This is a genomic window from Inquilinus sp. (genome assembly GCF_057815775.1).
In genome coordinates, this window is the sequence record NZ_JBYRFX010000003.1 from 1 (window position 1) to 12,795 (window position 12,795).

The following is a 12,795-nucleotide window of genomic DNA, read 5'->3' on the forward strand; positions in this document are numbered from 1 at the left end:
TGGAGCCATGTCCGACATGTCCTGCCGGGGTGCTTCGCCCGGCCGGCAGGGCGGGATCATGGGATGGGTGCCGAGATGGGCGAGGCGGAGCGAGAATTCCCGGATGGTCGGCGCGGTGTCGCGCAGCCAGCGGTACTGCACGTCATAGGCCTCGCGCTCGCGCTCCAGCCAGGCGGCGCAATCCACCGCCGGGGCGCCATGGGCGGCGGCGCGCTGCAGGAAATGGGTCAGCTCATGCACCAGGATGCTGGTGTCGGCCGGATCGGCGCCGATGTGCAGCGACTCGTCCAGGGCGATCGTGCCGTCCGGCTCGGCAAAGCCCAGAACGGCGCAGGGATGGGTGCAGGCCATCGCCTCCAGCGCCACGTGCGGCACGATGGTGACGACCGGCGGCTGGGGCGGCACGGCATAGCCGGTGTAGCCGGAGACGGTGGCAAGAAGACTGGCGACCAGCGCCGCCGGAACGACGCCGGTCATCGGGGCCGGACTTTGTACTTTGGGAGCGATTGACCGGCCATCGCCCCTTTGATCTGTTGAGGGCCCGTCGCGAATTCGGAGCCTCCACCATGAAGGGCTGCGCCGTTCTCGCCCTGCTTGCCCCGGCCTTCCTCGCCATGCCAGGCCCGGCGCGGGCGAACGACTATCCGACCCCTGTGGTGGCCGACTACGTGATCGGCTGCATGGCCAGCAACGGCGAGACCCAGGACATGCTGACGCGCTGCTCCTGCAGCATCGACGCGGTGTCCTCGATCATGCCGTACCAGGATTACGAGAAGGCCGAGACGGTCCTGCGCATGCAGTTCGCCACCGGCGACCAGGCCGGCATCTTCCGCGAGATGACGGTGCTGAAGGCCATGGTCGATACCTTGCGCCTGGCCCAGATCGAAGCCGATTTCCGCTGTTTCTGAACGCCCTTCCGGGACCGCTACTGGCATGGCCGTCTGACGACGGTTGCTGCGCTTCCGGGGCTCACGGACGACGATGTCCGCTGCGCGCCGGTTCTCGCAACCACCGCCCGCCGACTCATGCAAGCGCAGTCCCGAAAGGTCGTTTCGCGAACTCATCCCGCCTCACATCGCGGCCGGCAGCGGCCAGGCGCCGCTGAAGACCAGGCCGTCGGAATCCTTGGCCGTCGCCGTCAGCTGCCCGGGACCGGAGGGCAGGAAGCTGAACTCGATCATCGGGTTCTCGCTCAGCGAGATGTTGCCTTCGACCTGCAGCACCGCAGTGTCGCCGTAGCGCACCTCGATCGACTCGATGAACTTCGCCGGGACGTAGGTGCGCTTGATCTGGTCCATCTGCATGCCGGAGTAGTTCGGGTGCCGGATCAGCAGATCGACCCGGCTCGGCTCGCCGATCTGCGCCGCCTCCAGGTTCTTCGTCCGCATCTCGCCGAGATGGGCCTCGGCCTCATCCGGCGACTTGGTGGCGGGGGCGGAACAGCCGCCGGCGGCCTTGACGAAGGCGGTGGCGACGAACAGCCCGCCATCCGTCGTCTCGGCCACGGCGTGGATGCTGGTGTATTCGTTCACCCGCACCCGCGTGCCGATGGTCGGGTCGGCGATGCCGGCATCGAGGTGGAACACCGCAGCAACCGGGGCCGGGTTCTTGTCGATCACCAGGGTGATCGTCCGGATCTTGCCCGCCGGGATATGCGCCGGGTCGAAGTGGATGGTCACCGGCACGATCGCCGCATCATAGGCGCGCTGCGGCGCCTCGACCTGCATGAAGCCGGAGCCGTCGGCGATCGCCTTGTCGCCGAAGATCGCGGTCTTCAGGTCGGGCCAGACATCGTCGTCGGCCGCCCGGGCAGTTCCGGTCAGGACGGGCCCGGTCAGCGCTGCCAGGGCGATCAGGGCCAGGGCCGCGGCGTGCTTCAGCATGGTCTCCTCCCTTACCGTCTGCGCCTATTCCCATTCCAGTTCGGTATAGGCGGTGGCGACGTTGCGGTCGTTGTAATCGTCGAACAGCAGCCAGTGGCCGCGTTCGGACCGGCCGACCGTGGCCACCGCCTGGTCGAGGCTGCGCCCGGCGGCCAGCGCCGCGCGGGTCTCGGTCAGGATCAGGCCAAGATAGCGCTGTTCATCGTCCAGCGCAGCCGGCCAGGGCGCCGAGACCGGGCCATGGCCCGGCACGACGCGCTGGATGCCGGCCAGGTGGCGCAGCCCATCGATCGCCGCCAGCCAGCCGCGCAGCGACCCGTCGATCGCCGGGATCCGCTCCAGGAACACCAGGTCGCCGGCGAAGAGCGTGCCGGTCGACGGGTCGAACACCGTGAGGTCGGCATCGGTGTGCGCCGGCGGCCAGGCCTGCAGCTCCAGCGTCCGGCCGCCGAGGTCCAGCGTCATCCGGTCGTGCACCAGCAGCGTCGGGTCGACGATCGTGGTGCCGGCGGCCGCATCGCCCAGCGCATCCTTGAGGCCCTGCAGATAAGTGTCGGCCCGGGCGTCGAGGCCGCGCGGCAGGTTGGCATGGCCGACGATGGTGGTGTCCGGCCCGGCAAAGGCGGCGTTGCCCAGCACATGGTCGGGGTGGAAATGGGTGTCGATGACATAGCGGACCGGCAGCGCCGTCCGCTGCCGCACCGCCGCCAGCAGCCGCCGGCCCTCGGCCGCGCTGCCGCCGGTGTCGATCACGGCGACCGCCTGGCCGCCGATGACGAAGCTCACATTGGCGATGGCGCCGAGATTGCCGGCCGTCGCCTCCTCATGCGCGCCATGGAAGACGAAGATGCCGGGCGCGATCTCGGTCACCGGCAGCGGGCTGCTGTCCACAGCCAAGGTGATCTGGGCCGAAGCGACCTGGGCAGGCGCCAGGAGCGCCAGCGCCAGGACGCAGCCGATCCGGCGCCGGCGCAGGGTCGGCCAGTCGTCCAAGATCTCGCGCCGATCCGGATCTTGCGCCGGTCCGAACAGCCGCAATCGAATTCTCCCGAAATGTCCGCCCCATCAGGCCGCGCTTTCGCGTTGGCGCTGAATTGGACTTTGGTCTCAGTTCCATCTTCTCGCCTTGTCGGCACGGAATCCGGTTCATACAGTCTGGGGCAAATCCCGCCGGCAGGGCGGGGCAGGGCGCGGCGAACACGGGCAGGTCAGACCCGGCCCGGCGCTGCAGCGGAACGCCGGCGGCGCCGGCCCAGGTGGAGGACGTCCGAGATGCAAGGTATTGCGGCTCTCTTGGTCGCGGCAACCGCCGCGCTTGCCCTGCCGATGGCGGCCCAGGCCCAGGATGCGGATGCCGCGAAAGGCAAGCAGATCTTCACCCGCTGCCAGGCCTGCCATTCGATCGAGGCCGGCACCAACAAGGTCGGCCCGTCGCTGCATGGCCTGGTCGGGCGCCCCTCGGGCTCGATCGAGGGCTTCAACTATTCCGATGCGATGAAGAACGCCCACCTGACCTGGGACGAGGCGACGCTGGACAAGTACCTCTCCGGGCCCCGCGCGCTGGTCCCCGGCACCAAGATGATCTTCCCCGGCCTGCCGAAGGAAGAGGACCGGCTCGCCGTCATCGCCTATCTCAAGGAGGCGGGCGGGACGCCATGATGCGCCGCCTGCTTCCGGCGCTTGGCCTCGCCGCGGCGCTGCTGGCCCTCCCGGCCGCGGCGCAACAGGCGCCGGCCAAGCTGTCGGTGACCATCGGCTATCTCGGCGAGGCGATCCCCGAGCCCGAGCCGCTGTCGCTGGTCGAACCGGTGGCGAAGGACAAGGGCGTGGCCGGCGCCCGCCTGGCCATCGTCGACGACCAGACCACCGGCCGCTTCCTCGGCCATGACTATACGCTGGACGAAAGCATCATCCCGGCCGGCGGCGACCTGGCCGGCGCCGCCGCGGCGATGGTGGGCAAGGGCATCCACCTGATCGTCGCCGACCTGCCGGCCGACCGGCTGCTGCAACTGGCCGACCAGCCCGAGCTGAAGGACGCGGTGATCTTCAACGCCCGGGCCGAGGATGACCGCCTGCGCGTCAGCGACTGCCGGGCCAATGTGTTCCACACCATCCCCAACCGGGCGATGAAGGCCGATGCGCTGGCGCAGTACCTGGCGTTCAAGCGCTGGACGCGCTGGGTGCTGGTCTCCGGCACCCAGGATGGCGACAAGGCCTTCGCCGACGCGATCCGCCGGTCGGCCAAGCGCTTCGGCGCCCAGATCGTCGAGGAGCGCAGCTACGAGTTCAAGGCGGGGTCCCGTCGCTCCGACACCGGCGAACAGCAGGTGCAGCAGCAGATGATCCAGCTGACCCAGCGCCTGCCGGATTACGACGTGCTGATCGTCGCGGACGAGAACGAGGTGTTCGGCGAATACCTGCCGTACCGCACCTGGGATGCGCGGCCGGTGGCCGGCACCCAGGGGCTGGTGCCGACCGCCTGGCACCGCAGCCAGGAGCAATGGGGCGGCACCCAGCTGCAGCGCCGCTTCCAGAAGGCCGCCGGCCGCTGGATGCTGGAGCGCGACTACGCCGCCTGGGCGGCGGTGCGCTCGGTGGGCGAGGCGGTGACCCGCACCGGCACGGTCGACCCGGCCACGATCCGCTCCTATCTCGTCTCCGACAATTTCCAGCTCGGCGCCTTCAAGGGCGTGCCCCTGACCTTCCGGACCTGGGACCAGCAGATGCGCCAGCCGATGCTGCTGGCGTCGCCGCTGATGCTGGTCTCGGTCTCGCCGCAGGACGGGTTCCTGCACCAGCGCACGCCGCTCGACACGCTCGGCTATGATGAGCCGGAATCGTCGTGTCGGCTGAACCCCGATCCCTAGGAGGCCCGTGCATGAACAGGCTCGTGCTCTTGGCGGTGGCCGCAGTGCCGATGCTGGCCTTCGGGCCGGCCCAGGCCTTCACCGCCTATGTCTCGAACGAGAAGGGCAACACCGTCAGCGTGGTCGATCTCGACCAGATGAAGGAGGTGGCGACCATCCCGGTCGGGGAGCGGCCGCGCGGCATCACCATCAGCAAGGACGGCAGCCGCCTCTACGTCTGCACCAGCGACGCCGACCATGTCGAAGTGATCGACACCGCGACGCGCAAGGTGATCGACACCCTGCCCAGCGGCGCCGACCCGGAGCTGTTCGTGCTGTCGCCCGACGACAAGCGGCTCTACGTCGCCAATGAGGATGACAGCATGGTCACCGTGCTGGACCTCGACAAGAAGGTGGTCGAGACCGAGGTGCCGGTGGGGGTCGAGCCGGAGGGGATGGGCGTCAGCCCGGATGGCAAGACCCTGGTCAGCACCTCCGAAACCACCAACATGGCGCATTTCATCGACACCGATACGCTGCAGCTGACCGACAATGTCCTGGTCGACAGCCGGCCGCGCTTCGCCGAATTCACCCCCGACGGCAAGCAGGTCTGGGTGTCGTCCGAAATCGGCGGCACGGTCAGCGTGATCGACACCGCCACGCGCAAGGTGGTGAAGAAGATCAGCTTCGCGGTGCAGGGCGTGCGCAAGGAGACGATCCAGGCCGTCGGCGTCGCCATCACCAAGGACGGCAAGACCGCCTTCGTCGCGCTCGGCCCGGCCAACCGGGTCGCGGTGGTGGACACGGCGACCTACGAGGTGACGGACTATCTGCTGGTCGGCCAGCGGGTCTGGCACCTCGACTTCACGCCCGACGGCAAATACGTGGTGTCGGTCAACGGCGCCTCGAACGACATCTCGGTGATCGACGTGGCCGACCGCAAGGTGGTGAAGTCGATCACGGTCGGCGAACTGCCCTGGGGCGTGGCGATCCATTGATGACGGCAGGTCGGACATGATCGTGCAGTACCCCCCGACCGATGCGGCGGAGGCGGCCCTGACCGTCACCGGGCTGTCGCACCGGATCGGCGGGCGCGCGATCCTGGCGGATATCGAGATCGCCGTGCCGGCAGGGCGGTTCACCGTGCTGCTGGGCCAGAACGGGGCCGGCAAGACCACGCTGTTCTCGCTGATCACCCGCCTCTACGGCGCGCAGTCGGGCACCATCCGGGTGTTCGGCCGCGACCTGGGGGCGGAGCCCGGCCGGGCGCTGGCGCTGATGGGCGTGGTGTTCCAGCAGCGCGCGCTCGACCCGGACCTGTCGGCCCGGCAGAACCTGCGCTACCACGCCGCCCTGCACGGCATGCCCGGATCGGTTGCCCGGTCGCGCATCGCGGCGGAGCTGGATCGGGTCGGGCTGGCCAAGGAGGCCGACCGCAAGATCCGCAGCTTTTCCGGTGGCGAGATGCGGCGGATCGAGATCGCGCGCGCCCTGCTGCACGAGCCGCGGCTGCTGCTGTGCGACGAGGCGACGGTCGGGCTCGACATCCGCAGCCGGGCGGCGATCCTGGCCGATGTCCGCGGCCTGGTGCGCGACCGCGGCCTGACCGTGCTGTGGGCCACCCATCTGATCGACGAGGTCGAGGCCGGCGACCCGACCATCATCCTGCATCGCGGCCAGGTCCTGCGGCAGGGCCCGGCTGCGTCCATCATCTCCGACCTCGGCGCCGGCGGTCTGCAGGACGCCTTCCGCCAGTTGACGGAGGCGGCATGAGCGCGGCCCCCGACTCCGCCCTCGGCACCATCACCCTGGGCGGCGCCTGGCGCTGCCTGCTGGGCATCCTGTGGCGCGAGGCGCTGCGCTTCGTGCACCAGCGCACCCGGTTCATCTCGGCGCTGGTGCGGCCGCTGGTCTGGCTGTTCATCTTCGCCGCCGGCTTCCGCTCGGTGCTCGGCGTGTCGATCATCCCACCCTACGACACCTACATCCTGTACGACGAATACATCGTCCCCGGCCTGATCGCGATGATCCAGCTGTTCAACGGGATGCAGAGCTCGCTATCGATGGTCTACGACCGCGAAATGGGCAGCATGCGGGTGTTGCTGACCAGCCCGATGCCACGCTGGTACCTGCTGTCGGCGCGGCTGCTGGCCGGCACGCTGCTGTCGCTGCCGCAGGTCTATGTCTTCCTGCTGATCGCCCGGTTCTGGGGCATCGAACCGCCGCCGCTCGGCTACATCACCGTGCTGCCGGCCCTGGTCCTGTCCGGCCTGATGCTGGGCGCGCTCGGCCTGCTGCTGTCCTCGGCGATCCGCCAGCTCGAGAACTTCGCCGGGGTGATGAACTTCGTGATCTTCCCGATGTTCTTCGCCTCCTCGGCCCTCTACCCCTTGTGGAAGGTGGACGAGGCGAGCCCGCTGCTGCGCGATGTCTGCGGCTTCAATCCGTTCACCTACGCCGTCGAGCTGACCCGCTTCATGCTCTACGGCCAGCTCGACATCCAATCGTTCCTGTTCGTCCTCGGCTTCGCCGTCGTGTTCCTCGGCGGGGCGATCCTGGCCTATGACCCGGCGCGCGGCCTTGTCGCCCGCGTCCGCGGTCCGGGCGGCGGCTGAAGGAGGCCCGCGTCATGACCGGTTCCGCACGGCTTCTCCCCACGCTCCTGGCGCTTGCGTCCCTCGCCGCGGTCCCGGCCTGGGCGCAGGACGCGCCGAAGGACGACTGGCCCTGCGTCCAGGTGCTACAGCCGGAGCTGTCGATCGGCGCGATGTGGCCGGGCGACGACCCGACCGCGGGCGGGCCGGCCTGGCGCGACGATGCGGTGATCGCAGCGCTGGTCGAGCGGGTGGCGCCGCGCCGCGTCCCCGTCGACCAGGCGACCACCGAGGTCCACCGTTTCGCCGTTGGCTATGAAGGCGACCGCAAGGCCGCCCTGACCGAGCTGTTCGCCGGGGTGTTCGAGACGATCAACACCGAGCGCGGCAGCATCATCCGCGGCATCCGCCGCTTCAACAGCCGCCAGGAGGCCCTGGCCAAGCGGATCGAGGCCAGCACCCAGACCCTGGACGGGGTCGACCCGGCCTCGACCGATCCGGCGGTGGCGCGCCAGCGGCAGGAGCTGGAATTCCAGCTGTCCTGGGACCAGCGCGTGTTCGACGACCGCGAACGGCTGCTGCCGGCGATCTGCGACCAGCCCTTCGTGCTGGAGCGCCGGCTGTTCGCCCTGTCGCGGACGATCCAGGAAGAGATCGGGAAGTAGCGCCAGGAAGAGATCGGGAATTTGGGCGGCTCTGTCGGGTTCGCGAGAGCCAGACCAACCCACTCGACTCATCCGATCGTAAGTCGGGTTCGCTCTCGCGAGCCCGACATTCCCTCATCCCCCGCCACCCATCGTCCCAAGGATTCCACCGTCACCACGCTCTCGCCGGCGCCCGCGCCGCCGAGATGGAGATAGGGCGTGCCCGGCTCGCCCAGGTTGGACAGCACCGCCAAGGCATGGCGCAGATCGTCGTCGCGGGTGTAGAGGCTCGGCGTGGCCAGCACCGGCAGCCCGGCCCGGCGCGCCGACAGGACGCCGGCGCGGGAATCCTCGATCGCAATGCAGCCGGATGAGGGCAGGCCGAGCGCTTCCAGCACCGCGCGATAGACATCCGGGGCCGGCTTCTTGCGCGGCACGGCATCGCCGGCCACCATCACCTCGAACAGTGACATCCCGTCCGGACCTAGCGTCGCCGCCAGCAGCGCCGTCACATTTGCCGGCGTGGTCGTGGTGGCGATGGCCAGGCGCACGCCTCGCCGGTGCGCCTCGGACAGCAGGCGAGTGACGCCGGGGCGCAGCCCGACGCCGCCGGTGGACACCAACGCCGTGTAACGCTCGGTCTTGGCGCGATGCAGGGCCGCGACATCGCAGGGCGGCGGGTCCGCCAGGCGGGAGAGGTAGTGGCCGATCCGCTCCTTACCGCCGGTGACGACCAGCAACTCGCGATAGAGATCGCGATCCCAGTGCCAGTCCAGGCCGGCGCCCTGGAAGGCGGTGTTGAACGCCCCCCGGTGCGCATCTTCGGTCTCGGCCAGCGTGCCGTCGACATCGAACAGGATCGCCTTGAGCGTCATGCCGCCAGTCCCGTCATCGTCCTGCGGCAGCCGCTTTCGGGGCCACGCCGAGCAGGGCGGGCAGCCCGGCGAAAGCCGACACCAGTCCGTCGGCCGCCAGGGTCGACGCGTCGCCGTAGCCGAAGGGCACGACCAGCACCCGGACGCCGGCCGCCCGCGCCGTGGCGACGTCGACGGCATGGTCGCCGATATAGGCAGTGTCGCCGGGTGTCGCGCCGAGGCCGGCGATGCAGGCCAGGAGGGGGGTTGGGTCGGGCTTCATGCCATGGCCGCTGTCGCCGCCGACCAGCACGCCGACATGGGGCGCGAAGCCCAGCGCCTCCAGCACCGCCCGGGCCATGGCCTCGGCCTTGTTGGTGCAGATTCCGACGGCAATCCCGGCCGCCGCCAGCGCGGCGACGGCATCGACCGCGCCGGGATAGGCGGTGGTGCGCACCGCCGGCGCCTCGGCATAGCGGTCGAGGAACTGCCGGGTCATCCCGCCGGCCATCTCCGGATCACCGACACGCAGGCCCAGGGCGCCACGCAGCAGCCCGGGCGCGCCATGGCCCATCAGGCTGCGCACCTCGGCCTCGGACAGCGGGTCGAGCCCGGCCTCACGCATGACCGGGGCCAGGGCGGCGGCGACGTCGGCGACACTGTCGACCAGCGTGCCATCGAGATCGAACACCACCGCGCGGGCCAAGGCTGCTCTCATCGTTCCGCCCCTGTCTCATCATGGGTAAGTCCCAACGATAGACGGGAACGACCGGGCCCGGCACCCCGAACCCGGCCATATTGTCCGAAGGTCGGTCAGGAGGCGGTGAAGGTGTACTGGTCGCTGTAGTTTTCGCCGCTCAGGTTCGGCGTGACGGGCACCGCTGCCGAGGTTCCGTACATGTTGGTGACCCGGATATCGACCGTGCCATAGCCGGCGGGCGACACCGCGGTGATGCTGGATCCGTCGTCGGCAACGATCTGTGAAGCCGCCGGGGCGACGCCGAAATCGACCACGCAATCGGCGGTGAAACTCCCACCGGAGGGCGGCGTGATCGTCACCGATGTGCCGCCGGCGGTGGACCCGCTGATCGGGCTGACCGAGGCGACGGCCGGGACGGAGGATGGGATGGTCGGGGCGTCCAGCAGCGTCAGATAGGTGTTGCCGTTATGCTGGAAGGCGACCTGCAGCTCGAACTGCTGGATCGATGACGCCGCCGCCGCGGGGTAAGGGGTCAGGAACAGCGGTGACGACCCGCCATTCAGTGCCGCCTGCTGGGTCGGCTGGACATAGGTGTTGCCGTTCGTCTGCTTCGCCACGGTGTCGATCAGGATGCCCACCTCGTTCAGCGGTTCGGCGGTGGGTCCCGGCCCGGCCGGATTGCTGCTCGATCCGGGATAGAAGGGATGGGTGATGAACCCTCCGGGGAGGGAGGCCAGCGTCGCCCAGGCGGTCGGCACCAGATCGTATTTGTTGTAGGTGCAGACGGCGCCGGGGAACTGGCTGTCGAACCAGCTGGCGAAGGTGGCGTCGCCGGCGGTCGGGGCGGCGAAAGTGTAGGGCAGGATGCTGGTGATGCTCAAGGTACCGGCCGAGACCAGCTGTTGCAGGAACAGCGCCACCGTGGTGGCCATTGCCCCGCCCAGGCTGTGGCCGACGACATAGAGGGTGGAGGGCGCGGCGCTTTCGATCTGTGCCAGCAGGTCGGTGCCCATGACGATGTCGGTGAATGCCGCCATCGCGCCCTGGGAGATGTTGCCGGGCGACCCGCTGCTCGGCGTCCCTCCGGCGGCAAAGGGCAGCCATAGCCCGACCTGCATGTCCTGCGTCGTGTCGATCGGGTTGCCCATGACGGTGCCGCGCAGGATCAGGGCATAGGCGGAGTTGCCGTCGCTGTCGTTCGGACCCTGGGCGAGATAGGCCAGGTTGGCGCCGCTTTGCGTCAGCCCGACCCAGGTCAGCGTCCAGTCGCCCGACGTGGCCAGGTCAGTCAGCGCCAGCTGGGTGGTGATGCCGTTGCTGATCCGGGTGGTCTGTTCCGCCACTGTTTCACCCGAAGGCCGCGCGGCGGCGCCATCGGCCGTGAAGGCTGCCAGGGTCATCATGATCTGCGTATCGGTATAGCTTGCCATCTCGAGAATCCTTTCGATCAAAACAAATCAAATAATCCGTAAATTCAGTCTATGAATAATATGATATGCAGCCGACAGACTTGGTGACTGCCGGTTGCCAGGACAATAAACCTTATTCGGAAAGAGAAGCAACGGCCGGATATTACGAAATGACGGTGGAATATATGATTCCTCCGACCTGAGTTCTTTGGCACGAAAGAGCGGGTCCCGCACGACCGGCGTTTAGGCCCGCGCGGCGCCGCGGCGGATGGCGGTGATGTTGCCGGCATAGGCGGCCGGGCCGCCGCGGAACACGGCGGAGCCGGCGACCAGCGTGTCGGCCCCGGCTTCGGCGACGATCGCCGCCGTCTCCGGCGTGACCCCGCCATCGACCTCCAGCCGGATCGGCCGGTCGCCGATCAGGGCGCGGATTCGGCGGATCTTTTCGGCCATGGCCGGGATGAAGGCCTGGCCGCCGAAGCCGGGATTGACCGTCATCACCAGGATAAGATCGACCCGGTCGAGCACATGGGCCAGGGCGTCCTCATGCGTCGCCGGGCACAGCGCCACGCCGGCCTGCTTGCCCAGGGCGCGGATGTGCTGCAGCGACCGGTCGAGATGCGGCCCGGCCTCGGCATGTACGGTGATGACATCGGCACCGGCCGCGGCGAAGGCGTCGAGATAGGGATCCGCCGGGGCGATCATCAGATGCACGTCGAACACCCGGTCGCTGTGCGGCCGCAGCGCCTTGGTCACATCCGGCCCGATGGTCAGGTTGGGCACGAAATGCCCGTCCATCACATCGATGTGGATCCAGTCGGCGCCGGCCTCGACCACGGCGCGGACCTCCTCGCCCAGCTTGGCGAAATCGGCGGACAAGATCGAGGGGGCGATCACCAGCGGTGCGGTCATGGCGCGGTCTCCGGCTCGGCGGCGAACACCCGGCTGGCGCGGATGTCGGCCTCGGCCAAGGTGACGAAATCCTCGACCGTCAAATCCGGCGGCATCTCGCGCACCAGCCGGTTGGCCTGGCGCAGCCGGGCGCGGTCAAGCGCGTTGCGGATCGACCGGCCGTTGGCGAAGTGGGGCAGGCGGATGCGGCGGGCGACATAATCGCGGAAGGCGGCCTGGGCGTCGGCGCTGAAGCGGTAGTTCTGCCGTTCCAGCATGGCCTCGCCGATCGCGATCAGCTCCGCCTCGCTGAAATCGGGGAATTCGACGTGATGGGCGATGCGCGAGCGGAAGCCGGGATTGCTGGTGAAGAATTTCTCCATCCGGTCGCCATAGCCGGCGACGATCACCACCAGATCCTCGCGCTGATTCTCCATCACCTGCAGCAGGATCTCGATCGCCTCCTGGCCGTAATCGCGCTCGTTCTCGGGACGGTAGAGGTAATAGGCCTCGTCGATGAACAGCACGCCGCCCATCGCCCGCTTCAGGATCTCCTTGGTCTTCGGCGCGGTGTGGCCGATGTACTGGCCGACCAGGTCGTCGCGGGTGACCGAGACCAGGTGGCCGCGGCGGACATAGCCCAGCCGGTGCAGGATGTCGGCCATCCTGAGGGCGACCGTGGTCTTGCCGGTGCCGGGGTTGCCGGTGAAGCTCATATGCAGGGTCGGCGCCTCGGCAGCGAGGCGCAGGCGGCGCCGCACCTTTTCCACCAGCAGCAGCGCCGCGATCTCGCGGATCCGGGTCTTCACCGGCACCAGCCCGACCAGCTCGCGGTCGAGCCGCTCCAGCACCTCGTCGATCTGGGCCTGGCGAATTCCCGTCGGAGGTCGATGCGGGTGTCGGGTGGCGGCGTGGCGATGGCGGCATCGGTCATGGCGGGCCTCCTTTCCACTCTCCCCCTCCCCCCGCGGGAG

The 12,795-nt window shown here is 69.0% G+C and carries 15 protein-coding genes; 7 read left to right on the plus strand and 8 right to left on the minus strand.

Annotated features, from left to right (window positions below; translation table 11 throughout):
- On the minus strand, positions 1 to 477 hold a 477-nt coding region (locus AC3XYG_RS00095; protein WP_489137777.1), incomplete at its 3' end, for a hypothetical protein.
- Between the two features lie 89 nt (positions 478 to 566).
- Here AC3XYG_RS00095 and AC3XYG_RS00100 point away from each other — a divergent pair.
- Complete coding sequence (locus tag AC3XYG_RS00100) at positions 567 to 908, plus strand: hypothetical protein (protein WP_489137778.1); 342 nt, start codon at positions 567 to 569, stop codon at positions 906 to 908.
- Between the two features lie 162 nt (positions 909 to 1,070).
- Here AC3XYG_RS00100 and AC3XYG_RS00105 read toward each other — a convergent pair whose 3' ends face one another.
- Both AC3XYG_RS00105 and AC3XYG_RS00110 read right to left on the minus strand, forming a co-directional pair.
- Positions 1,071 to 1,883 carry a quinoprotein dehydrogenase-associated SoxYZ-like carrier gene (locus tag AC3XYG_RS00105; protein WP_489137779.1) on the minus strand — a complete coding sequence of 271 codons (813 nt, stop codon included), beginning with the start codon at positions 1,881 to 1,883 and terminating at the stop codon, positions 1,071 to 1,073.
- Positions 1,884 to 1,907: 24 nt separating this feature from the next.
- Positions 1,908 to 2,921 carry a quinoprotein relay system zinc metallohydrolase 2 gene (locus AC3XYG_RS00110; protein ID WP_489137780.1) on the minus strand — a complete coding sequence of 338 codons (1,014 nt, stop codon included), beginning with the start codon at positions 2,919 to 2,921 and terminating at the stop codon, positions 1,908 to 1,910.
- Between the two features lie 234 nt (positions 2,922 to 3,155).
- Between AC3XYG_RS00110 and AC3XYG_RS00115 the strand changes: the two genes are divergently transcribed.
- Genes AC3XYG_RS00115 through AC3XYG_RS00140 form a run of 6 tightly spaced genes read left to right on the plus strand, consistent with a single transcriptional unit; the run spans position 3,156 to position 7,988 of the window.
- A complete protein-coding gene (locus tag AC3XYG_RS00115) occupies positions 3,156 to 3,542 on the plus strand; it encodes a c-type cytochrome (RefSeq protein ID WP_489137781.1) in 387 nt (128 codons plus the stop codon).
- The gene (gene pedA1 / locus AC3XYG_RS00120; RefSeq protein ID WP_489137782.1) at positions 3,539 to 4,750 is read left to right on the plus strand and encodes a lanthanide ABC transporter ABC transporter substrate-binding protein PedA1; all 1,212 of its coding nucleotides are present in this window, start codon (positions 3,539 to 3,541) and stop codon (positions 4,748 to 4,750) included. Before AC3XYG_RS00115 ends, pedA1 begins: the two co-directional genes overlap by 4 nt.
- Before the next feature lie 11 nt (positions 4,751 to 4,761).
- Positions 4,762 to 5,727 carry a PQQ-dependent catabolism-associated beta-propeller protein gene (locus AC3XYG_RS00125; RefSeq protein ID WP_489137783.1) on the plus strand — a complete coding sequence of 322 codons (966 nt, stop codon included), beginning with the start codon at positions 4,762 to 4,764 and terminating at the stop codon, positions 5,725 to 5,727.
- 22 nt (positions 5,728 to 5,749) lie between these two features.
- Positions 5,750 to 6,502 (plus strand): lanthanide ABC transporter ATP-binding protein PedB/LutE, encoded by a 753-nt coding sequence (gene pedB / locus AC3XYG_RS00130; RefSeq protein WP_489137784.1) that lies wholly within the window; start codon positions 5,750 to 5,752, stop codon positions 6,500 to 6,502.
- Positions 6,499 to 7,344, plus strand: a complete 846-nt coding sequence (gene pedC / locus AC3XYG_RS00135) for a lanthanide ABC transporter permease protein PedC (protein WP_489137785.1) — start codon at positions 6,499 to 6,501, stop codon at positions 7,342 to 7,344. The genes pedB and pedC overlap by 4 nt, the downstream gene beginning before the upstream one ends.
- A 14-nt stretch (positions 7,345 to 7,358) precedes the next feature.
- On the plus strand, positions 7,359 to 7,988 hold the full coding sequence (locus AC3XYG_RS00140; protein ID WP_489137786.1) for a hypothetical protein: 630 nt from the start codon (positions 7,359 to 7,361) through the stop codon (positions 7,986 to 7,988).
- Between the two features lie 68 nt (positions 7,989 to 8,056).
- Here the strand turns inward: AC3XYG_RS00140 and AC3XYG_RS00145 are convergent, their stop codons facing one another.
- From AC3XYG_RS00145 to cbbX, 5 genes are all read right to left on the minus strand, one after another.
- Positions 8,057 to 8,842 (minus strand): HAD family hydrolase, encoded by a 786-nt coding sequence (locus AC3XYG_RS00145; protein ID WP_489137787.1) that lies wholly within the window; start codon positions 8,840 to 8,842, stop codon positions 8,057 to 8,059.
- Positions 8,843 to 8,855: 13 nt separating this feature from the next.
- Entirely contained in the window at positions 8,856 to 9,539 is a 684-nt protein-coding gene (locus AC3XYG_RS00150) for an HAD-IA family hydrolase (RefSeq protein ID WP_489137788.1), read from the minus strand.
- A gap of 95 nt (positions 9,540 to 9,634) precedes the next feature.
- Complete coding sequence (locus tag AC3XYG_RS00155; RefSeq protein ID WP_489137789.1) at positions 9,635 to 10,951, minus strand: lipase family protein; 1,317 nt, start codon at positions 10,949 to 10,951, stop codon at positions 9,635 to 9,637.
- A gap of 222 nt (positions 10,952 to 11,173) precedes the next feature.
- Positions 11,174 to 11,842, minus strand: a complete 669-nt coding sequence (gene rpe / locus AC3XYG_RS00160; RefSeq protein WP_489137790.1) for a ribulose-phosphate 3-epimerase — start codon at positions 11,840 to 11,842, stop codon at positions 11,174 to 11,176.
- A partial coding sequence (gene cbbX / locus AC3XYG_RS00165) for a CbbX protein (RefSeq protein WP_489137791.1) occupies positions 11,839 to 12,795 on the minus strand: 957 nt, incomplete at its 5' end. The genes cbbX and rpe, both read right to left, overlap by 4 nt.

Coding starts and splice junctions, on each gene's coding strand:
- pedC (WP_489137785.1), top strand. CDS start 6,499: ATGAGCGCGGCCCCCGACTCCGCCCTCGGCACCATCACCCTGGGCGGC.
- pedA1 (WP_489137782.1), top strand. CDS start 3,539: ATGATGCGCCGCCTGCTTCCGGCGCTTGGCCTCGCCGCGGCGCTGCTG.
- AC3XYG_RS00150 (WP_489137788.1), bottom strand. CDS start 9,539: ATGAGAGCAGCCTTGGCCCGCGCGGTGGTGTTCGATCTCGATGGCACG.
- rpe (WP_489137790.1), bottom strand. CDS start 11,842: ATGACCGCACCGCTGGTGATCGCCCCCTCGATCTTGTCCGCCGATTTC.
- AC3XYG_RS00115 (WP_489137781.1), top strand. CDS start 3,156: ATGCAAGGTATTGCGGCTCTCTTGGTCGCGGCAACCGCCGCGCTTGCC.
- AC3XYG_RS00125 (WP_489137783.1), top strand. CDS start 4,762: ATGAACAGGCTCGTGCTCTTGGCGGTGGCCGCAGTGCCGATGCTGGCC.
- AC3XYG_RS00155 (WP_489137789.1), bottom strand. CDS start 10,951: ATGGCAAGCTATACCGATACGCAGATCATGATGACCCTGGCAGCCTTC.
- AC3XYG_RS00100 (WP_489137778.1), top strand. CDS start 567: ATGAAGGGCTGCGCCGTTCTCGCCCTGCTTGCCCCGGCCTTCCTCGCC.
- AC3XYG_RS00145 (WP_489137787.1), bottom strand. CDS start 8,842: ATGACGCTCAAGGCGATCCTGTTCGATGTCGACGGCACGCTGGCCGAG.
- AC3XYG_RS00140 (WP_489137786.1), top strand. CDS start 7,359: ATGACCGGTTCCGCACGGCTTCTCCCCACGCTCCTGGCGCTTGCGTCC.
- AC3XYG_RS00105 (WP_489137779.1), bottom strand. CDS start 1,883: ATGCTGAAGCACGCCGCGGCCCTGGCCCTGATCGCCCTGGCAGCGCTG.